Source organism: Halobacillus naozhouensis, from assembly GCF_029714185.1.
Lineage (GTDB): Bacteria > Bacillota > Bacilli > Bacillales > Halobacillaceae > Halobacillus_A > Halobacillus_A naozhouensis.
On record NZ_CP121671.1, the window covers coordinates 3,757,714 to 3,779,781 of the forward strand.

Below are 22,068 nucleotides of genomic sequence, written 5' to 3' on the forward strand. Positions count from 1 at the left end.
GAATTTTATTGCTTTTTAAATAAACTGTAATCGTAATGTCAAAAATGTAACCACATCATTAAATTGTAAAAGAAAATCAAAGAAGAAAAAAGCCAGTAAACTGAAGTTACAGGCTCTTCTCCTAGATTAGTTATTCCAAATCAATAGCCCATGAACCCTTTCGAAATACAGGTTCATAACTACCATCTTTTGTCTCGCCATCAATGTCAGTCTCAGTAGAGCCCATCATGAAATCTTCGTGAACGAGGCTGTCGTTAACCCCATGCTTTTCCATCTCCTCCTTAGACATCGATGGGCCACTTTCAATATTAGTCGGATACGCTTTTCCTAATGCCAGGTGACAGGAGGCATTTTCATCGTATAACGTATTAAAGAAAATATGCCCAGACTTGGAAATCGGTGATTCCTCAGGGACGAGAGCTACCTCACCTAAACGCTTAGCCCCCTCATCGGATTCCAATAAGTGTTTCAGTGTTTCTTCTCCAGACTCTGCTGAATAATCGACGACTTTCCCATCTTTAAAGGTCAGTGAAAAGTTCTCGATCAAGTTTCCTCCATAACTGAGCGGTTTCGTACTGCTGACTTTGCCTTGTATTCCATATTTGTGCGGCATCGTAAACACTTCTTCTGTCGGCATGTTCGGATTAAATTCCACACCCTTTTCAGAAGTAGCCGAACCCCCATGCCAAATATGGTTTTCTGGTAATTCCACGCACAAATCTGTACCAGGTGCTTTATAATGAAGCTTCTTATACTGCTTCTTATTTAAATACTCCCTTGCCTGACGCAGTCGTTCATTGTGATCCTCCCAAGCTTGAATTGGATCATCTTGATCTACCCGTGTTATTTTGAAAATTTGCTCCCAAAGCTTACTTTGAGCAGCTTCCGCTGACAGACCCGGGAAGACTTTTTCTGCCCAAGCAGCCTGAGCATAAGCGATAATGGACCATGTGGTTTTATCATTCATAATGTAGTCACGATATTCAGTTAGCGCTTCCGCACTCGCCTTATTCGCTTTGGCAATTCGTTCAGAATCGACTCCTTTGAGAAGGTCAGGATTAGGTCCGTACACCGTCAATAGGGAATACCCATCCTTTACCATCTCCTCAAGCCCCTCCGCCTTCCATTTAGGGAAAGTCTCGAGTACCTTCATCGGGGCGTTCTTCATTTTCATATAACTCAGTAACTCATCACTCCACTCAATGTGGACGTTTTTCGCACCTCTCCCGTAAGCCTTAGCAGAAATAATTCGGACAAGGTCAGCAGCTTCTATTGGAGCATTTATGATCAGTCCCTGACCGCTCTGCAAGTTAACACCTTTTTTTAATGCTAGCTCTGCGTACTTCTCAAGCCTTTTCTGATGTGTAGTCAAATGAATACCTCCAACTATTAAATGATCTATTCGTATTATTTCATAACTTTGGAAAAAATCCCACTAGATTGGGTGAATGCATGAAGGTATGAAGCAGTCTCTTGTGAATAAACCACAGGGATTCTGCCAAAGTGTCTCATTATTCTACCCAAAACTTCTTGAATCTTACGCATTTGAAGACGTTAGCTTTATCGAATACAAGGTCATTACTTGCCCATAAAAAAATCGCCGGAAGCCTTCACTTCCCGCGATTTTGTCTTATGCTTCAAATTGTCGATTAAGATTAGCCATTTCAATAGCACCGGTTGCCGCTTCCCAACCTTTGTTGCCAGCCTTCGTTCCTGCCCGCTCAATGGCCTGCTCAATGGTGTCTGTTGTAATGACGCCGAAGATAACAGGGACCCCGCTTTGTACGCTAGCCTGTGAAACACCCTTGGCAGCTTCTCCGCAAACATAATCAAAGTGCGGCGTCGAGCCGCGGATTACGGCACCAAGTGTAATAACAGCATCGTATTTTCCTGAGTTCGCCATCTTTCCCGCCACCATTGGAATTTCGAAAGCTCCCGGTACCCAAGCAGCTTCCACGTCATCAGTGTTTACGCCATGGCGCTTCAGTCCATCAAGTGCGCCATCGTATAGGCGTCCTGTAATGAAATCGTTAAACCTTCCTACAACAATTCCAATTTTTAAGCCACTTCCTACAAGGTTTCCTTCTAATGTTTTAACCATCCTACTCTCTCCTTTAGCTACTGCCATTTGTAAAAATTCTTACTTAATGCGTCAAATTATTTTCCGCTAATAATGGAATAAGTGCCCCATTTTCGATTGTTTGGTCTTTAAGTAAAGTTCGTTCTCTTTTCTTGAATCCATTTGAATAGGGACTCGTTCTACGACTTCCAACCCATAGCCGCCAAGACCGGAAATCTTCTTCGGATTATTGGTTAACAGCTTCAGTTTAGAAATTCCGAGGTCCCGTAAGATCTGTGCTCCTACACCATAATCACGCAAGTCCGGACCAAATCCGAGTTTTTCATTCGCTTCAACGGTATCCAATCCTTCTTCCTGAAGCTTGTAGGCATACAACTTATTCAATAAGCCGATCCCTCTGCCTTCCTGTCTCATATAAAGCAGAACCCCGCTCCCGTTTTCAGAGATTTGGCGAAGAGCGTTGTGAAGCTGTGGTCCGCAATCACAGCGATAAGAACCGAAGACGTCACCTGTTAAACATTCGGAGTGTACACGTACTAGTGTCGGCTCGTTAGGATCTATTTCCCCTTTAATGAGGGCAATATGATCTTTATAATCAATATCATTTGTATAAGCAACAGCCCGGAAATCACCATATTCGGTTGGCAGCTGGACCTCGACTTCGTGGATAACATGGTCTTCTACTCGATAACGATACTGAATTAAATCTGCAATCGTAACCATCGGAATATTAAACTCATCAGCCATTTTACGAAGATCAGGTACTCTTGCCATTGTGCCGTCTTCTTTAATAATTTCGCAAATGACCCCGGCTGGTCTGGCTCCAGCCAGCTCAGCTAAATCTACTGCCGCCTCTGTATGACCAGCTCGTCGCAATACACCGCCTTCTTTCGCAATTAACGGAAAAATATGACCTGGCCTTTGGAAATCATCGGCTTTGCTTAATGGGTTAAGCATTTCACGAATCGTCAGTGCCCGCTCATCTGCGGAGATGCCAGTCGTCGTATGCTTATGATCAATGCTCACTGTAAAGGCAGTCTTATTGGGATCAGTGCTGTCATCTACCATAGGGTCCAGCTCAAGCTGATCAGCTAATTGACTTGTAACAGGTGCACAGACAAGCCCTTTGCCATGAGTAATCATAAAATTGATCATTTCAGGCGTTGCATATTCAGCTAATCCTATTAGGTCGCCTTCATTTTCCCGGTCCTCATCATCACAGACGATGACCATTTTTCCCTGCTTTAATTCTGAAATTGCCCGTTCAATTGAATCAAACATCTTCCCACCCTCTTCTTTATGCGAATCCATTCTCACTTAAGAAATCTTTCGATAGCTTTGACTTACTGCTCTCAGGCTCTTTTCCTAAAAAGTGAGCCACGTATTTACCAATCATGTCACATTCAATATTTACCTGATCACCAGGTTCCTTATTACCAAGTACCGTATGTTCCATCGTGTGCGGGATAAGTGAGATCGTGACACGGTTCTCCTTTACCCCAAACACTGTTAAGCTGGTACCGTCAACTGTAATCGAACCTTTATAGACAAAGTAATGAATGAGTCCATCCGGGAGTTCGATCTCATAATAAACGGCATTTGATTCTGATCTCTTTGTCACAATCTCACCCGTGCCATCGATATGCCCTGAGACTAAGTGACCCCCAAAGCGGCCACCAGCAGCCATCGCCCGTTCGAGGTTAACCGAACTGCCTTGCTTCAGCTGGTGCAAGTTCGTTGCTCGAAATGTTTCGGGCATCACATCAAATTCCACACTTTGATCAGAATAACTTGTCACCGTGAGGCAGACGCCGTTGATCGAAATACTGTCGCCTAAATGAATGTCATCTAAAATTTCATTCACTTCAATGCTTAACTCAAGCGCCTCTGTTTTACTTCTAATAGTTTTGACCGCACCCATTTCTTCTACAATCCCTGTAAACATTATGAGTCCTCCTCTCTCACTGAAACAACTTTGATATCCACCCCAAGCTGTTCAGAGCTAAGAAATTTAAAAGCATCCAGTTGTGCCAGACTACTGATTCCTTCACCAGCCACAGGTGTCAGTGCCTGTCTGCCGCCAATTAATTTAGGCGCGATGTATGTGATCGTTTCATTCACTTTCCCGGCTCGAACAAAAGCATCTGCAATCGTTCCGCCGCCCTCAATCAGCAATGAGGTAAGTTTTTGTTCACCTAAATAATCTAAAACAGCTTCTACTTGAACGTTTTCCGTTTCCAATTTGATCACCTTAACGTGGGGAAAGTCCTGAAAATGAGTCACTTCATCACCTTCGACGGAGTCCCCTGTAAAGATCCAGGTCGGAGCTTCTCTATCTTGAATCACTTGGGAGTCAGAAGGAGTTCGTAAATGGGTATCAAGAACAACCCGAACCGGGTTGTTGCCGCCTCCCGCTATTCGAGTCGTCAGCTTAGGATTATCCATTAGAACCGTATTAATGCCCACTAAGATTGCAGCAGAGCGATGACGATAGGAGTGACCGTCCTGCCTTGCTGTCTCACCCGTAATCCATTGACTTTCACCCGTTGTAGTAGCAATTTTGCCATCTAAGCTCATCGCTGATTTCAAACGAACATAGGGCTGCTTTGTTTTTATAAAATGAAAGAAAGCACGATTGAGCTCATCTGCTTCATCTATTAAGACCTCTGTTTCTACCGTAAGTCCGGCCTTTTCCATCATCTTGATCCCTCGACCGCTAACTTTAGGATTAGGATCGTGAGAAGCGATAATCACACGTTTAATTCCGGCATCAATCACGGCCTGGGCACAGGGCGGTGTTTGGCCGAAGTGACTGCAAGGCTCAAGTGTCACAAAAATTTCGGCTCCCTGCGCTTTTTCACCAGCCATTCTGAGTGCATGAACTTCAGCGTGGGGCTCCCCGGGTTTGACGTGGACCCCCAGACCAACAACTTGATTATTCTTTACAACCACTGCTGCGACCGAAGGATTTGGACTCGTTTGTCCTACTGTTTCTTTAGCCATTTGAATAGCCATGCTCATGTATCGTTCGTCGCGCTGCATCTTCTTCACCTCCCAATAGTTTAATTAGAAAAAGCCCTGAAGAAGACGAACTTCTCCAGGGCTTTGCTGTATTGAAAATTAAGTATAGCGAATAGAAGGTACAACTACAGAATGTTTGCACCTTGTTTTGCACGCTCGCTCCTTCTCCCATCCAGACTTTAACTGTCGGCTTTGGAATATGCACCAAATCAGGGGGAAGAAAGAAATAAGACTCCTTCCCCGTCGCGGGCTCTGAACACAGATGGTTCATCACCGCCGGCCGGGATTTTCACCCTGCCCCGAAGGATTGTTTATTCAGTTGTCTTATACTAAATATAAATGAAACTCGATAAATTCGCAATTAGTTAGCACTATTTATGAGTTGGTGCGGTTCTTTTTGGATTAATTCTGATTGTTGATGACGAATTTGGTCAACAATTCGTCATCAACAACAAAGCTTAGAAGTAATCGGTTTAGGATGTCGTCGAGTTTTGTTTTTGCACGGTTTTGACCATCTCAATCTCATTCGTATTTAACATAAATATCCAGTTAAAAGAGATAATTTCCTCCACAATCTGACCCCTTTCATAAAGAGAGAGCGCAAGTCTTATTCCAGATTTGCGCCCGTTCGTATTCTTTAATGTTATTATGCAATTACTGTTGCTCATCATTCGCCAAGTAGATCATTTCAAGCTTTTTCTTTTCCTCATATGATCGAGTAATCAAATTTTCCATTTCCTCCACACTTTTTCTGCTGCCATTCTTAAAAATCCTGAAGTGAATAACATAACAAGGTGGGTTAAACGTTAAAAGCCAGTACCTTGTAAAAGGCCTGGCTTTTTTGCTAAATCCACATCTCCTACAGTCTCGCTCAATCTTTTAAATTTAGAAAACGCGGTTTAAGTAAATACCCGATAATCACCAAGGCTATTGAAATCGTGAAAAGCAAAAATAAGAATTTCACAACGTCTGTAGCTGTTTCGCCAAGATATGAATATAGCAAAGTTGCGGGGAGCTGACCGAGACCGGTCGCCCAAAAAAAGTTCCAAAACGTAATTGGGGTGACGCCTGCCGCATAGCTGACTAAATCAAATGATATGATCGGTACAAGGCGTGCAATAAGAACCGAGTACGACCCATACTTTTGAAAAAATTGGTCCCACCAGGCAAGAGCTTTACCGCTGACAAACCGTTGAACCACTGGTCGACCTAGCCATTTTGCAAGGTAAAAACAGAGAATCGCACCGGCCATGGCACTCCCCCACGACAACAAAGCCCCCCCCAGCCACCCGAATACTAATCCGTTCGCAAAAGTAATTACGAAGGCCGGAAGCGGCGCGATGACCGATTGAAACACCATTAACCAACCGGAAACGATCGGGGCAAGCGGCCCAAATGACAGCAAGTACGCCCGAAAGGCCGATACATCCGCTTGTTGCATGACTACAATAGCATCGTTAACAGCTCGTTGAAAATCCCGGTGACCAAGATAAAAGAAAACAAATAAGGCGACTGTTCCGCTGAAAATGCCAATCCCGATTTTCTGACTGGTGGGTAATTCCTTTCGATTGCCAAAAACCTGCAGTCCCCGTGAAAAAAACAATGAAGTAATGCCAAGCACAAACCAGGCGACCAGCAGCATGTTCATTTGCGATATGGTTAGTACGTCATTCAAAAACCACGCCTTGCTGGTTATATAGGCCGGCATAAAAAGATAACTTCCATTGATCAAAGTGACAATTACCGGCACAACGCTGAAACAGATAACGGCAAGAAAGGGTTTCCCTTTCCTTAAAAAGAAAGGGAGTCCCCCCTCTGTGATTAAAAATACGATACACAGCCATAACGCTAAACCCATAAGTACGGTAACCACATAAGCACTATCAAAGCGCATGTCGATCCATTGAACTTGAATCAATAATAACCCGACACTCAGTCCAGCCAAATAAAAGCTAAACAACTGTCCCAAAAAAAGACCACACGTTTGGACAACCAATTTCATTATAACCCCCCCTAATGATGCACCACCTATATCTATTCCGTTTTGACAAATTGGTAGATCAAAACAACAGGGGTCCCGTCACCGGGTAGTACATCGGGATTTCCGTGAAACTTTGCCTTTCCGTCCTTAAACGTTCCCACAGGATGGGATGCGTTACTTGTAATGCCGACTGGACAACTATCGAAGCACATAAAACATCCAGTCATATGTTCTTTCGCTGCTTCATAGTTGCCTCCAAAATGATAAACGATTTTCTTTCCAGTGGAATCCATCATTACTTCGTGAATGTCATATGTCTTATCCGCACCATCCCATGTGATCTTAACTTCTACCTTATCCCCTTTGATAAACTCCCCATCACTGGTTTTATTAAATGCCTTATCTTTGTCTCCCCCCTTTTCTAAGGCGGGATCTCCTCCGATTTTTCTTAAAGAATGATAAAAAGCCAGCGGACTGGCATAGGCCTTAAAGACTGATTTGTCACCGTTTGAGCCTTCTACCCAGTTCAAGCCGTGCCGGGTCGGCTTCTTCAGGTATTTCCCGTTTACCGTTGCATAAACCTTAACCAAGCGGTCCTCTTTATTTATATAGATCGAATGGTCTTTTCCAAGGTCATCTGCACTTGATGCATAAAACTGATCAAAATCCCCCGCATTTACAGGTGAAGTTGTCCCGGACTGACCACACCCCCCCAATATTCCTAACAGCATAAAAACCAATATAGAAAGACTAAAATATTTCTTTCCCATAATCCAGTCCATGGTTCCCCCTTTCCGCCCAACATAGGCAAATTATCCTTTATAACCAAAACATACACGAAAAATAAGATTTTTGTTCCTGCCTTTCCCCAAGCTTCAAAAATGCCCCTTTTGAACAAATGGTTACTAAATCGATCGTTTTACCGCACACATTCCTCGTCACACTATGCTATCTCTTTGACCGTTCGAGTTCTCCAGTTGTTGTAAAGATAGAATCAGTTCGTTAAGATTTTGAACGTGATTTCTTTTTAAAACAAGATGTTGTCCTATGAATAAAGCAAAAGTTTCAACAGTAGCGCGTGTTTCGTCGTTTTCTATCCTTTCAAGATCTTCAGCACAGGAAGTCCCGATCACACGGCGCATAAGTTCACAGCCTGCAAAGCCGAGTGAATCATGGAGTAAAGTGGATAGGAACCTGTTAGGATTAGTAAGCATCAAAGTATCATTTCCTGGTTGTTCCGATAGCTGTCTAAACGCACCTTCAAATTCATCCCAAACCGCCTGAATCAAATCTAGCAAATAATTTTTGTAAGCCATGTGTTTGTCTTTCCCGATACAAACATAAGCCATCAGTACGTTTGCGATAAATACTCCAATATCAAATCCCATCGGCCCGTAGGAAGCGAACTCAGCATTAATAACCTTTGTGTCATTGTCGGTAACCATGATGTTTCCTATGTGCAGATTCCCGTGGATTAAAGCTTGTTTGTTTGACGTAAATTGATGTTTGATTTTCTCGATCTCCGCTTTCAACTCATCGTTGTAATAGATTTCAGACAAGGATGCTTTGATTAACGGATCGAAACAATCTGCCTGGTGCTCTGTAAATGGATAAGTAAAGTTAATTTCCTCTGAAATACGGCGCATAGCCTCATTTTGAAATTGTGTTTTGAACCTTTGCCGTTCTTCGGAAGCAGCACCAAAGTCAGACGTCAAAAATAAGGTCCGGGCAAGAAATGTCCCTATATGTTTTGGCAAATAATGGTAACAATTTTGAACATTGAAACCTTTCTTAAGAATATGATAGGTTGACAAATCTTCCATGATGATAAGTGAAAGTTTTTTATCAAAATGATAGACGTTGGGAACTAAATCCCCGCAGAGTTCGTTTTGAATGGATAATGTTTCATATTCGACACGAATCCAGTCATAATTGAGCGGCCAAGAAGGCCCCCATGTGCGCGTAAAGGGGAGCGCTTGCTTGAGAATCACACTATTATTCTTATTTTCACGTTCTTGTACACGGAAGAATAAATTCAAATCCCCACCCCCGACTTCCCTGCAAGTCAACTCTGCCTGTTTTGGAAATAACCCCGGAATTGTTTTCACGTATTCAACGACTTCCATTGTTGTTAATTTTCGATAATCCTCCATCATAACCCCCCTGCTCTTCCCTATAACTATTCAAGCAAATTCTCTTCTTCTATTCATTTAAATAGCGATTGGTTTTTATTCTAATAGGTCTTTTTAATTATCCAGATCTAGATTTATTTAATTTTTCTCCTTTTCAGCTATTGTCTTTGTTGATGGATTATTTAAACAAAAGACTTTCAAAAAACAAAACGAGGACTAGGACAATGAAAAATAAAAGGAGCAAACCGGCAAATATAACGTCAAAAGTTGAAGAGAATATCATCGAAGCCATTACCCCCATAACAGGATAGTAAGTGGTTGTGAAAAAAAGATAAATCAGGCCGAAGACCAAAAGAGCAGCCAGTGTAGAAAAAATCACTTTCAACCATATACTCGACATCAGATCACCAACGAGTTTATCACGGGAGTAGCGCCAGATGAACTTCCGGTCCATAATGGTTTTGATCAACCATATAAGTTTCCCGTGAAATGCACACCCCTTATATAACATTAGTCCTTCTCTGTTTCCGGAGGCAAGAATGGATAAAAAAGAAAAATGCGGTTTATAAAGGCGCTTCGGTTTTTTGTTAAAAAAACGATTTAAATTCCTCCATAAAATAGGGGCTTGTCTCACCGGATACACCCCCGCTTTGGCAAGCGGTGGTTCTTCTGCAATTTTGATACAGTCCCCTGCTCCGAAGATGGAAGGATATAATTTGGTTTGTAACGTATTTTCTACAAGCAAATAACCATGAGCAACAGGCAGAGAAGACTCGGCAAATAATCGTGGAGGCCTCGGTCCTGTCAACCACAACAACGCATCAAAGCGAATTTCCTGATTCGATTGTGCCAAGATAAGCCGGTTTTTCATCAACTCACGTGCACGATAATGAAGATAAAGCTTAACTCCCTTTTTTATGAGAAGTTCCTTTACTCGTTGAGACACATATGGGGCTCCCTTGTCCATTAATTCTGTAGAGCTCACAAGTGATAATGGTTTTTTTCCGTTCTTATGCCGCCAGGATTGTAATGACAATGCCAGTTCTGTACCTGCCACTCCACCACCAACAATTACGAGGTTCTCGGCTTCTCGGACCTTTTCCAGAAGAACCGGAAAACGGTAATTCGGCTTAAGCGTCTCGGCATATTCCAAAACCCCCGGTGTCTCGAGACCAGACGTCAACGAACCGATATCAAAAGACACGGCATCATAATCAATCGATTCCCCATTGCCGGTTAGCACCTTTTTGTTATCTGGATCGATCGACACCGCCTTGTCCTTTTTCCATTGAATACCAGCTTTTTCTACCAACTGACCGACATAAATCCGAATTTGGTCGATAGAATAGATACCTTCCACACAACCGGAAAGCATCCCAGAATAGTATTGGTATTCGTTTGGAGACAGCAACGTCACCTGAACACCCGGTATAGCATGTTTTTGTAGCTTTTTTAAAATATATAAATGGGCATGGCCCGCACCTACCAGCAACAGATGTTTCAAGGGATACGCTCCTTTCTAGTGAGGAAGGAGAAAATATGGAGATTAGCAGCTATACGGAGATATTGAAACCTAATTTTTCCTTGCTATTAATATATGAACCAACTATTAAATTATGAACTAGATCTCAATTATGTCGGATCGATGATTCAAAGATTCATTTGCGATTAAGCATGGATAAAAAATAGGTACGAAGGTATGACGACAAAGCAAGACCAACCACTAAAAAAATAACATGGGCAATAACATTCACAAAAAAATCAAACATCAATCCCCCTCCTTTCTCTTTGTTACGAATTATCTGTCTTCAAACTCGCGAGGAATATCTCTTTCCAGCAAGGCATTCACACGTGTAAACCCATAGATAAAGGCGGAAACAAAAAAAATAAATAACGATGTGAACAGGATGGCAACGATTATCCCGAAAATACCACCGCTCACCCCCTGTATGTTAATAGGCGTACCATCAAAGTAAGCAATGACAAGTAATTCTGCAAAACCAAAAACTGCTATGCCAATTAACGAATTCCTTATCCATCTCCACCACCTGTTTTTCATCTCGGTCACCCCTCATGCTTAGGTATTTGAGAATAATGGTTGCGCTGACGCTGACGGGCCCTTGATCTCTGGAAATAGGCGACAACGAGACCTGTCAAACCGACTAGTAAAGCAATAAGAAACAAAACAATCAACCCTGCAAATGCATAAAAAAAGAAGGCACCAAGACCGGGAGATGAGGATGGATTTAATTTCGTAAATATATAACCCGGCAACTCTGAACTACTGCTTCCCCCTGATGGATTAACACTTTCCCCTGATGAACTACCGCTTTCATTGGAAAAACCAGCTTGACCGCCAGATTGATTGGTATTCGGGCTAACCATACTAATCATATTATTCCTACGGGTCATACCCATCATCATTCCCATGCCGCCCATACCAGCCATGCTCGAGCCTCCACTTCCTCCCGAGCCGCCCATACCGGCCATGCCTGAGCCTCCGCTTCCTCCCGAGCCGCCCATACCGGCCATGCCTGAGCCTCCGCTTCCTCCCGAGCCGCCCATACCAGCCATGCTCGAGCCTCCACTTCCTCCCGAGCCACTCGTACCGGCCATGCCTGAGCCTCCGTTTCCTCCCGAGCCACTCGTACCGGCCATGCCTGAGCCTCCGTTTCCTCCCGAGCCACTCGTACCGGCCATGCCTGAGCCTTCGTTTCCTCCCGAGCCACTCGTACCAGCCATGCCTGAGCCTTCGCTTTCTCCCGAGCCACTCGTACCGGCCATGCCTGAGCCTCCGTTTCCTCCCGAGCCACTCGTACCGGCCATGCCTGAGCCTTCGTTTCCTCCCGAGCCACTCGTACCAGCCATGCCTGAGCCTTCGCTTTCTCCCGAGCCACTCGTACCGGCCATGCCTGAGCCTCCGTTTCCTCCCGAGCCACTCGTACCAGCCATGCCTGAGCCTTCGTTTCCTCCCGAGCCACTTGTACCGGCCATGCCTGAGCCTCCGTTTCCTCCCGAGCCGCTAGGGTTTGCTGCACCTCCTTCCGATATTCCACTACCGTTGCTATTTGAAGTTACCGTCTGAGACCCGCCCGGAACGTTCTGAGCAAGTTCGTTTGGAAATAAGAAAGGAATTAAGACGACTAACAAGCCTAATATAAAAATACCCGCTAGAGTGTAAACAGAAAGTTTAAGCCATGGGCTTTTCATTTTATCCCCCCCGGAATCTCTGAACTCTTGGTTACCCTTCCTATAGTTACATATTTTCATCTTCCAAATACTTATTGGGACAAACTAACCTGTGAAACTATCCCGGAATCATTCATTTATCTTCTCCCTGTAAACATCTTATTCATAAGAGAAAGGTTCATGACCTTTCTCTTGTTCGACATTTATTCAGACGTTCTAGATTCGACGTATGAGAAGTAGGTAATTAGACCGTCATCCGCATGGTGATCCTGATGGCAATGGAAGAGCCAATCCCCTGGATTATCAGCCTCAAAGGCGATGGAGATACGTTGCATCGGTTTGACATTGATCACATCCTTGGAAAGCCAAGGTTCCGCTATGGATTGACCATTGATAGCGACGACACGGAAATGATGTCCATGTAAGTGCATGGGGTGACTCTCAGGTGATCGATTGAACAAATTAATCTTGATCGTTTCCCCGAGACGGACCTTGTATGGTTCCACTTTCTTGTAATTCTCGAGGGAACTCCATATTACGCCATTAATTCCCCAGGCCATCCCTCCCGGACCCATGGTCATGCCTAGGTCCATATTGTAGACATGGTCATACTCCGTTGTATCCGGTCCGGGAATACCGGCTGTGATTCCTTGATACCTGGGAGCATTGTCCGGTGGATCCGCAAGTTGTAAGGACTCAGGGCGTTTATTATCATCCAAGGTACCTGAAGGCGATAGTGACACTTTTGCACGCATACCGAATTCGCTGTGACCAGGATCTATATCGAACATGTTATATTCCCCCGGTTTGGTTCCGATTAAATAAACACTAACGCGCTCAAATGGGGAGATTACGGCATAATCAACGGGCTGAGCAGCAGGCAGCGGAGATCCGCCCATATGGGTTACGTACATTTTCATTCCTTCTACCTTGATGCGATGGGTCTGAAATCCGTAATTTAACAATCGCAACCGAACCCATTCATTTGCCTTTGCCTCAAATACATGTTTCGGGTCCCGCTTCCAGTTGACGGTAAAGACATTATAAACATCTAAGGTACCAAGAAGGGCATTTGGCATCATCTTCTGCATCATGCTCTGATCCATCCGATTGCCATCCGTTGCTGGCGGGGGATCACCCTCACCAGAAATCTCCATTTCATCCAAACCTACGATCCATTCGGTATCTGCTTTCGGGTATGCGGTGGGTTCCACAGATTCGATGATAAATGGACCCACCAACCCCTTATTTACTTGGAGTGTTCCACCATGGGCGTGATAGATGTACGTCCCTGCAGGCTTCGCGGTAAACTCATAAACGAATTGTTCCCCAAAATTCACAGGAGGCTGTGTAACGTACGGCACTCCATCCATGCTATTTCGCTTTGGAATGCCATGCCAATGTATGGATGTTCCAATGCCTGGTATTTGGTTACGCAATGTAATACGTACCTGTTCGCCTTCTTTGACACGAATCACCGGGCCAGGAACCGTTCCGTTATAAGTCCATCCATCTATGGCTAGCTGTTCGTCAATTTGTACCTTCTCTGGATAAGCAGTGAGCGTAAATTGACGAACACCCCCTCGTTCGGTACTTTCTGCTTCGGGCTGTGATGGGGAGGGTAATTCATTGGTTTCAGCTGTCGAATCAGGTGAAGCTGGGGCTTCCCTCGATTCTTCTTGTTTTTGTAAAGGCGCTTGGCGTGATTTTGATGTGTTTGGTTCCGTTGGTCCTTCGTTTTTTTTTGTCGGCTTATTGCGTTGGGTTGGTTCTTGGGGAACCCCGGATTCCAATGATGGTTTCTTTTGTTCTTTGGGTTGTTGCTGTGATGATGTCTTTTTTGATGGAGGAGTGGAAGGTTGTGCAGAAGTGGGGACCTCCTGAGTGTTATTAGGCCTAACCGAATTTACTTTCGTGAGTGCCCATGACAACAGCAGTACGGCCGCGATTATAAATAGAATCAGAAAAGCCATTTTTGTGTAGAAAATCCACTTTCGGATGGTTCGATAGATATTTTCGACCTTAGTTCTGGCAGACTCTTTCCATTTTTTAAACATCATTCACCTCTTCACCCTAAAGAGTTGATAGTTTTGGCTAAATGCCTCAAAAAAAATGCGGGGATGACAGAAGGAGTTGGATCAGATAGAACCGCCATAACCATCTTTATTTTTTCGCCCTGAGTAAATGAACTTTGTCCATGACCTCAAGGGCGACTATGCGAGGATAAGCCCTCACCTTTGGCGGTAGGTATGATCATGTGGGGTACTAATCACGGAATAATGAGGAAATATTTATCTACCTATACCGAAGTATAATGGAACAATCAAAGGTTAAGAGAATTAGAACTTCCCTCCGGCATTTGACTCATTCCCTTCCTCTTGGTTGTTGCCATTTTCGAGTGTACAGATTGCCGAAGGACGCTTTATCCTTGGAACGAGACATTCCATTACTCGGAAATAACTGTTCATGGTCTCATCATTTAAGAAAGAGATAGATACATCCTGACCAATGGCTATATCGACATTTTGCTCACCAGTTGCCACGATAACCCCGCACCCATTTCGGATTTGGGATGATTGATATATTCCATCTTCAAACAAGTTCCGAACATGCTCAATCTCCAGCACCTTTGAATTGCCGTGCACCTGGTGCAACCGGGCATAAGCGTCAGGCGACAAGGCCATGGCAAAAGGCCCCGTGTGCCCGTTTTTGATCAAGCGATTCCGAGCATCTACGATATTTTGAAACGCCATACCTTCTTGACGAGACCAATCGCTGCACTTCAAGGTTTCTCTGCCACTTACATTCATTAATCCGGGAATGTTCAGCGATTTCGCCCCATTAAATATCAGATCATCTTCCTTCAGTGCTACATCATTTGCCGCACTAGCCGCCGCGGAAAAGTCCAGCGGTTTGCCTGTTTCTCTCGCATGCTCGACATCCCGCCAATAGATAACAAAGTCTTTATATAATATTGGAATAACCAGAGTATTACTCTGGCTCGGTTTTGCTACATCCATTTCGTCTCCATGCATGCTTATACTCGCAGGTTTCGGTTCAAGATAAACCGGATTGCTGATCGATTGCGCCCCAGATCCAATAGGTCCATATATATCTAGAAATCTGCTCGCCACGATATGGTCTCGAACTGTTTCAGTGACGGTCTCCCGCAAATGACTCCACTGTCTCTGCGTTAATAACCCCCGCGGAGAACTACGCCCTGATTTTCTGCTCGCCACGTTCATTTCCTCCTTTTCGATAATAATTTCTGCTCTAGCCATCTAATAAAGACGTTCCAATTTTCTTCATAGAGGAGTCCTGACTTCACGAAGCGCAAACGTGCCCAATATGGGTGTTTTTTCATGACTGCCACCTCCTCCCTTCTTTACGCATTCCCATCATCCGATGCTGCAGAATCTGACTTTTCCCGCCGATCGACCGGTTTAGTGAAAAGATAAAGTAGAATAATTAAATAGAATGCAGATAGGTCAAAAGAAGTCTTATAATTGAAAATCTGATTAATAATCGGCAGTTTATACGTGAAAAAACCTAGCAAGATACTGACGACGACCAGGATGAATTTCTTAACCTTCCACCACATCGCCTCCACCTACCTGTGGGTGGAGCGACGAGATCGATTTCTTCTTCTGCGGTATTGCTCGTAATCCTCGTCGTCATCCAAATCGTCATCTCGGCCATCGTCAAACCAATCTAGGTCATGACGCTCGAAATAACGAATCGTGATCCCCACTAAACCAATAAGCAAGCCGATGACAGCCAGTATGATTAAGGAAATAAAGATAAAATTAAATAGAGCCACTGCAGCTCCGGCACCACTGATCCCCCCGACGGCGCTCCCACCTGTGGCACCACCCCCGGCACCTGCGCCGACAAATCCGATGAATATAAATTCAATCAGTCCGAAAATAAGAATAGCGACTAAAGAGTAAACCGTTAATCTCAAAAATGGTCGCTGACTTCGGTGCATAATAATCCCCCCTCTTATATTACTATCATATGAAGCAAGTATAAAAGATGTGTGCAAGCAGCTAGAAGTGGTAAAAAAACAATCTCCTGTCACTCCTTCGTAAAGAGACGGTACACAAATTCAACACTAAAAACAAATACACCGAGAAGGATGACAAGAGCTAAAATGATAATAAGACTGTAGAAAAAAAAATCGATGAACCCGAGAAAAATAGAATTAGCCAATCCCATTCCTCTGGGCGGCCCCATCATATTGGAGAACGCCTGTTGAAATACAAGATCCAACAAACCGAGAAGGATAATTGACACTAACAAATAAAGGATCCACTTGAGCCATTGTTCGGCTTTCATTTTGGCTTACCACCTTGTTTTTGATAATTGTATCCTTTAAAATGGAGCAACTGATTTCTTACATAATCATAACCCCGACTTAATGCCCCGATAACCATAATCACAAGAATTAACAAGATTAAGAGAGTTAACAAGCTATATACCCAGAAACTCAAACCCATTTGTAACACTGCGGGATCCTGTAGGATTACCGCTCGCAGCCAAACAAACACAGCCACAGCTAGGAAAAGCCCGGCAGAAAATCCAAAATAAGTCAAGACTCTTGTCCTCATCGATGCTTTTTTAACTCCTTTGAGTTTTGGTATCCATAACAAAGCCAGTACACTTACAACTCCAATCAACCCTGCAGAACAAATGATCAATACTAATGAAAACACGTAGTTAGCCTTATCAAGAATCGGGTTCCCATGCTGTGGCATCGTACCTCCCATTCCCATCAAACCATCACAGTTCCGCTCACATACCTCCAGCACTGGCCTCAAGCTGTACTCATTCATTCGAGCGAACTCGAACAACATCATCATCGCCATAGACGGCATTTCACGCATGGAAGGCTGAGCCCGATACTCCGGTTGAAGAAAGACGTATATCGCAATTAAAAGAAAAGACAATACAAAAATAAGCATGAGAAGAAAGTAAAGGTATTTTCTCTGTTTCATGTCGTATCCCCGAGTCTTTTCCGAACCCATAAGCCCCAAATGAGAATAAATGGTAGGAGTCCGAACGATACAACAGTTATTACTGACAATAAGTCACCCCCAAAACGACCTCCAAATTGCCCATTCATAGTCTGCCAAACCATAGAGGACATGAGTGAACTTGATTGACATGCTGCTGCCATGCTCTGCATATAAGCCATTATTTGTTCCATTGTCAACACCGGATTGAGTAGTGAGATGAGAACAGCTGCTCCGAGCATCAGAAACAGGAATGCCAATGATCGAGTGATTAGCACGAACCACGGATTGAGTAAGATCCCTAGCCCCCCCTTTCTTCATTAAGGCCAGATCACTTTCTTCCCTTCTTGTTGACCAATGGAAGCCGGAAAATATTCCGCTTTCGAATAATGTGACATACAATAACAAACAAGATTAAAAAAGCAAAGAACTCATGTACCACAAAACCAAAGACAGCATAAGTGAAAGGAACAGACGGCATGAACCACAGTAGAAACCCGCTAAGTATCATTAGCAAAGAGAATAATAAATTAAAACGAGCAAACCCTTTTTTACCGATCGGAAGCCAAGTACGTTTGGAAGCCGGATCGTTCAAAACCTGGCGAATCTCATACAGCACGGCAATAAATACCCATAAAACCCAAAACACGCCAACGACTCGATGCGTAATATCTGCCAGGGCAAAATGATTCCCCAGAATCCAGCTGAACTTGGCTCCTACAATTGACATGCCACTTAGTAAAAGTAGAAAGACTAAAATTGCTGATATCCAATGTAATAATAGATCAAAAGATGGTGCCTTTTTCTTTTTACTCACTCTTCTCTTCTCCTCTAGCGATATTGGGGAGTGAATTCCTTCTTAAAGGAAGATTATGGTGTGGCTATCATGATCTCATTTTTCCTCGGTCTCACCGTCTACTTACTCTGTTTCTTCGTTTTGTTTATTGTCAGCCGTTTGTTTTCCCTGTCCCATTTTGTGCCGAGCCGCTCCTTTTTCTTTAATAAGACTGATAAAATAGGCAACCAAGCTCACAACCAGGATAAGCACCAGAATCATTAAGGTAATCTTAAAAACCGTTACCATGTTACTAAAAAAGTTTTGCATATCCGTTCCATTCGAAGAATTAGCACCGTTATCCCTTCCACTGTTCTCTTTCGATTGTGTTGAATTATTGCTGCTCATATCCATCCCGTTCATATTGTCCCCTGATTGAGAAGAGGCCTGACCACCCCTATCCATTTCATCCATGGAGCTTGTTGATTCTTTTGCATTGCCTGAACTGCTTCCTGCGCCCACCTGTTGAAGCTGCACTATATTTTTCTGGATGTTTTTGATTGCTTTTGTAAGCTCTTCATTGTTCATAGATTGAGTGGAATTCATGCTGGTCTCGTCCGTTTTACCTTTTGATTCCTTAGAATTGTTTGAGTCGCCGTCTATGATCGTTTTTTGAAGCTGTTCAATACTTTCCTTGATCTTATTGATTTCTTTTTTCACTTCTGTCGATTCTTTGCTGTTCTTATTCGTTTGTTCCATCTTATCTGTGGATTCCTTTGAACCACTATCTGTCACCATTTGTTGAAGCTGTTCAATATCTTTACTAATCTGAGTAATTTCCTTTTGAAACTCCTCCATATTCGTTTCCGCTCTAGCGCTGTCGAGTGGATATATCAATAAAAAGCAGATAGTCACAGATACAATAGTGGCTATACCGAGTTTGCGCATGTTTTCCCCCTTTGTTCAAATGTCTTGTCCAAAAACAAGGACCATTATCTCATTCGTTAATGGTGTCGAGAGTCAATCCTCCATTACGGTGGTCCTAACAATAAAACTAGTAAAGAGTGGTATGTAAGAAAACTATGATCAAATTAATACGATTATTCTAACTACTTTATAGTTAGGTATTATTCTTTATGCTATGACAGTGCCGAGATGTATATGTCAACTGCTAATTAAGAGTGAGTGTAACTTTCTTATAGCTAAATAATAGGCTTGTTGAAGTTAATAGAAATTTTATACAAGACCTGAATTAAAAAATAGGATCAACTTGGAAGTCTTGAAATCTTCCGAGTCGATCCTATTGTATAGTTGCTCCATTATGAAATATCTATCCGTTAATAACAAGTAGGACAATAACTGGTTAATGTTAATATTTACTACTATTTCTTCCATATTGTTTACAATTATTTTGGTAATTTACTCCATAATTGTTATTGTTTCGGCTACAACTACAGCTTTGATTTCCGCTCCTACTTCCTCCGCATCTATTACAACTGCCCTGGTGATTACTTCCCGAATTATTATGGTTTTGACTACAACTGCAGCTTTGATTTCCGCTCCTACTTCCTCCGCATCTATTACAACTGCCCTGGTGATTACTTCCCGAATTATTATGGTTTTGACTACAACTGCAGTTTTGTCTTCCGCTCTCACTTCCTCCGCATCTATTACAACCACCTTGATGATTACTCCCTAAGCCATTATGGTTTTGACCACAACAGCATCCATGGCATTCAGGACTTTCTGTTTCAGATACCTTAACCAATCCATAGTCTAGTTCATCAACAATTTGAGTCGTATTGCCCGTAATTTCTATTTGCAAAGTAGGCGCAGGTGTACCGCCAAAGTGGGAACTTTGAAATTCACTTGGAAGATTACTGATTGCACTTAGCGGAATACAATCCAGCTCAAAATAGTTGATATAGCTTAGCACAGAAAAGTCTGGAAGAACTAACCATAGATATGCCTGGAACGGTTCCTCGGGTGGATTTGCAATCACAAGACCTCCACAGTTTAATGGAACATAACATCCACGTAGTGAATTTGCTGTATACCCATATAAACCATCCGGTCCGTCAAGACCAGGTGCATACGAATGCTTGTGGGTGCTTGCAAATAGATAATACCAACCATCACAGACTACTATATGAGGGCGTTCCAGTTGTTGATTTGTACAAGTTGCTTCAAGCAAAGGTGGAAGAAGCTCCCATCTAGTATAGTCATTACTGCAGAGCAGAGCCATTCCAATGTTTCCAGTGAACTGGCTTGCTTCAGGAGGAGCGCTTGCCCCGCAGTTGATATCACCGGCTGTATTACCTTGGAATATTAAATATTCACATCCCGTGGCTGGATCTTTAAAGAACCAGGGATCACGGAATGCATAAGCCATACCTGTGTTTTGAGATTGCTCAAATGTTTGATACAGCATCCCGTCTGCCTCTAGAATAATTTTATGACATTCCCAATTATCAAATCGTACACAATTTGAATCGGCAACAACGTCTCCCTTTGTAAAGGCAACACGTTGTTCATACGTTACTTGCGACTCTCCCCGTCTTCCTGCTGCCGTATAAAAAAAATAAATTTGACCATCTTCTACAAACGCCGAACCTGCCCATTGACGGGAACCAAATGCATCCTCGGTCGTGAAAACAGGGCCTCCTTCTATCCAGTCACGGCCATTTTTTGAATAAAAGTAACAGATTACAGCAACGTCATTACGTTTATTAGGTAATACACTGCATGGAGCAGCCAAGGTAAAAAGAACCCTCCATCCGCCGGGCAGCACAGCAATAGAGCCATCTTTCTCACGTAACACCCACATATCCCATGTCCACAAATCTTGTGAAATAATTGGGAATGGATCGGTGATAAGAGGAGCAGTACGATCTGGGGTGATTCTAATTTGCTCAGCTTCCTCTCTCGTCCAAACTGATGGTTCTGCACGTTCATGCTCTCTTAAACAACAGTTAAAGTCTTTACTTGGATCATAGTTGCAATAATCCATCTGATTGCTGGGTTCAACTCTTCTAGGGGAATTTCTCAAACCATACATCCTTTCTACCTATATTAACCCCATAAAGGGTTTATAAATATTCTATGTTTGTTCGATTAAATCGTATAAACAGATGCTGATTACCTAATAAGAATATTCAAAATGGGATAGTGTCAGCACACATGGCTATAGTAAAAAGGTAAAAGGAGAAAGATCAATCTGCCAAACCTTACTGTTACTAGATAAAAGGTGGTGCACAATTGGAAGTTAATATGTATGAAAAACTAAGGATGTTTGCTTACTATTAATCTGATACTCTTAGAACTGTCTATCCTATTAAAATAGTTAAACGTTTAGATCTTAACGAGTGCTTTTTACTATAGGAGCTATGAATGATTTTTAAGATAGTCCATAGAAAATAAACGTAATAGAATTGTAACAATATCCTCGCTTTTTCAAGACCTGATTACAACTTTTTCATCATTTTCTTCTAACAGAACTAAGACCAATACAAATGATTCATATACTATAGGAGGGTATTTGTTAAGTAGACATATTGCGATTTGGGGCATGAACCATTCCAGTTCAGGTGAGGTCCCTGACAATTTGCAGGAGGTAGAGAATCCAACTTATGAAGTTGGAAGTCAAGCAATTGTTGAAACAGAACATATGAAAGGGATGAAGGGTGCTTAAGCCACCATAGTAGGTGCTTATAATACTACAAGCCTACGTTGTTTCCTATACGCCAACAACCGGTGGTGAAAGTGTGGAGAATCATAAATGGGTAACAGAAAATGAATTATCGTTAAAAAAGCTGAATTAAACAAGCTTTTTTACCATAATCCCTAGGAGAATCTGAAATGAGTGAGCAATTGAA

21 protein-coding genes, 1 pseudogene and 1 riboswitch are annotated in these 22,068 nt (G+C 42.9%); of the genes and pseudogenes, 1 reads left to right on the top strand and 21 read right to left on the bottom strand.

What is annotated here, in order from left to right; all coding sequences use genetic code 11:
* Nucleotides 1-130 precede the first annotated feature (130 nt).
* The 21 genes from P9989_RS19280 to P9989_RS19380 form a co-directional block, all read right to left on the bottom strand.
* Nucleotides 131-1,372, bottom strand: coding sequence for an aminopeptidase (locus P9989_RS19280; RefSeq protein WP_283076465.1), 1,242 nt, complete (start codon nt 1,370-1,372; stop codon nt 131-133).
* Between the two features lie 258 nt (nt 1,373-1,630).
* Nucleotides 1,631-2,101: a 6,7-dimethyl-8-ribityllumazine synthase gene (ribH, locus tag P9989_RS19285; protein WP_283076466.1), complete on the bottom strand. Its 471-nt coding sequence runs from the start codon at nt 2,099-2,101 to the stop codon at nt 1,631-1,633.
* Nucleotides 2,102-2,167: 66 nt separating this feature from the next.
* Nucleotides 2,168-3,361, bottom strand: a complete 1,194-nt coding sequence (locus tag P9989_RS19290; RefSeq protein WP_283076467.1) for a bifunctional 3,4-dihydroxy-2-butanone-4-phosphate synthase/GTP cyclohydrolase II — start codon at nt 3,359-3,361, stop codon at nt 2,168-2,170.
* Between the two features lie 16 nt (nt 3,362-3,377).
* Nucleotides 3,378-4,025 carry a riboflavin synthase gene (gene ribE, locus P9989_RS19295; RefSeq protein ID WP_283076468.1) on the bottom strand — a complete coding sequence of 216 codons (648 nt, stop codon included), beginning with the start codon at nt 4,023-4,025 and terminating at the stop codon, nt 3,378-3,380.
* Nucleotides 4,025-5,122: a bifunctional diaminohydroxyphosphoribosylaminopyrimidine deaminase/5-amino-6-(5-phosphoribosylamino)uracil reductase RibD gene (gene ribD / locus P9989_RS19300; protein WP_283076469.1), complete on the bottom strand. Its 1,098-nt coding sequence runs from the start codon at nt 5,120-5,122 to the stop codon at nt 4,025-4,027. The genes ribE and ribD overlap by 1 nt, the downstream gene beginning before the upstream one ends.
* A gap of 135 nt (nt 5,123-5,257) precedes the next feature.
* Nucleotides 5,258-5,412, bottom strand: a riboswitch (FMN riboswitch).
* A gap of 560 nt (nt 5,413-5,972) precedes the next feature.
* On the bottom strand, nt 5,973-7,103 hold the full coding sequence (locus tag P9989_RS19305; RefSeq protein ID WP_283076470.1) for a TVP38/TMEM64 family protein: 1,131 nt from the start codon (nt 7,101-7,103) through the stop codon (nt 5,973-5,975).
* Nucleotides 7,104-7,135: 32 nt separating this feature from the next.
* On the bottom strand, nt 7,136-7,864 hold the full coding sequence (locus P9989_RS19310) for a YdjY domain-containing protein (RefSeq protein ID WP_283076471.1): 729 nt from the start codon (nt 7,862-7,864) through the stop codon (nt 7,136-7,138).
* Between the two features lie 156 nt (nt 7,865-8,020).
* Nucleotides 8,021-9,235 (bottom strand): S-methyl-5-thioribose kinase, encoded by a 1,215-nt coding sequence (gene mtnK, locus P9989_RS19315; protein WP_283076472.1) that lies wholly within the window; start codon nt 9,233-9,235, stop codon nt 8,021-8,023.
* A 157-nt stretch (nt 9,236-9,392) separates the two neighbouring features.
* Nucleotides 9,393-10,718: an FAD-dependent oxidoreductase gene (locus P9989_RS19320; RefSeq protein ID WP_283076473.1), complete on the bottom strand. Its 1,326-nt coding sequence runs from the start codon at nt 10,716-10,718 to the stop codon at nt 9,393-9,395.
* Nucleotides 10,719-11,012: 294 nt separating this feature from the next.
* On the bottom strand, nt 11,013-11,273 hold the full coding sequence (locus tag P9989_RS19325) for a hypothetical protein (RefSeq protein ID WP_283076474.1): 261 nt from the start codon (nt 11,271-11,273) through the stop codon (nt 11,013-11,015).
* A 5-nt stretch (nt 11,274-11,278) separates the two neighbouring features.
* Nucleotides 11,279-12,424: a hypothetical protein gene (locus P9989_RS19330; protein WP_283076475.1), complete on the bottom strand. Its 1,146-nt coding sequence runs from the start codon at nt 12,422-12,424 to the stop codon at nt 11,279-11,281.
* A gap of 182 nt (nt 12,425-12,606) precedes the next feature.
* Complete coding sequence (locus P9989_RS19335; protein WP_283076476.1) at nt 12,607-14,463, bottom strand: multicopper oxidase domain-containing protein; 1,857 nt, start codon at nt 14,461-14,463, stop codon at nt 12,607-12,609.
* A 279-nt stretch (nt 14,464-14,742) separates the two neighbouring features.
* Complete coding sequence (locus P9989_RS19340; RefSeq protein WP_346274870.1) at nt 14,743-15,684, bottom strand: family 1 encapsulin nanocompartment shell protein; 942 nt, start codon at nt 15,682-15,684, stop codon at nt 14,743-14,745.
* Nucleotides 15,685-15,788: 104 nt separating this feature from the next.
* Nucleotides 15,789-16,004: a hypothetical protein gene (locus P9989_RS19345; RefSeq protein WP_283076477.1), complete on the bottom strand. Its 216-nt coding sequence runs from the start codon at nt 16,002-16,004 to the stop codon at nt 15,789-15,791.
* Nucleotides 16,005-16,013: 9 nt separating this feature from the next.
* Nucleotides 16,014-16,391, bottom strand: a complete 378-nt coding sequence (locus tag P9989_RS19350; RefSeq protein ID WP_283076478.1) for a hypothetical protein — start codon at nt 16,389-16,391, stop codon at nt 16,014-16,016.
* An 89-nt stretch (nt 16,392-16,480) separates the two neighbouring features.
* On the bottom strand, nt 16,481-16,741 hold the full coding sequence (locus P9989_RS19355) for a hypothetical protein (protein WP_283076479.1): 261 nt from the start codon (nt 16,739-16,741) through the stop codon (nt 16,481-16,483).
* Nucleotides 16,738-17,400 (bottom strand): hypothetical protein, encoded by a 663-nt coding sequence (locus tag P9989_RS19360; RefSeq protein WP_283076480.1) that lies wholly within the window; start codon nt 17,398-17,400, stop codon nt 16,738-16,740. Before P9989_RS19360 ends, P9989_RS19355 begins: the two co-directional genes overlap by 4 nt.
* A gap of 93 nt (nt 17,401-17,493) precedes the next feature.
* Nucleotides 17,494-17,739 carry a hypothetical protein gene (locus P9989_RS19365; RefSeq protein ID WP_283076481.1) on the bottom strand — a complete coding sequence of 82 codons (246 nt, stop codon included), beginning with the start codon at nt 17,737-17,739 and terminating at the stop codon, nt 17,494-17,496.
* A 10-nt stretch (nt 17,740-17,749) separates the two neighbouring features.
* Entirely contained in the window at nt 17,750-18,235 is a 486-nt protein-coding gene (locus P9989_RS19370; protein WP_283076482.1) for a cytochrome b/b6 domain-containing protein, read from the bottom strand.
* A 102-nt stretch (nt 18,236-18,337) separates the two neighbouring features.
* Complete coding sequence (locus P9989_RS19375) at nt 18,338-19,141, bottom strand: dermokine domain-containing protein (protein ID WP_283076483.1); 804 nt, start codon at nt 19,139-19,141, stop codon at nt 18,338-18,340.
* Between the two features lie 421 nt (nt 19,142-19,562).
* Nucleotides 19,563-21,203: a glycoside hydrolase family 68 protein gene (locus P9989_RS19380; protein WP_283076484.1), complete on the bottom strand. Its 1,641-nt coding sequence runs from the start codon at nt 21,201-21,203 to the stop codon at nt 19,563-19,565.
* A 558-nt stretch (nt 21,204-21,761) separates the two neighbouring features.
* On the opposite strand from P9989_RS19380, the pseudogene P9989_RS19385 reads away from it, so the two are divergent.
* Nucleotides 21,762-21,993: pseudogene (locus P9989_RS19385) on the top strand (YdhK family protein); the annotation flags it as partial.
* Nucleotides 21,994-22,068 lie beyond the last annotated feature (75 nt).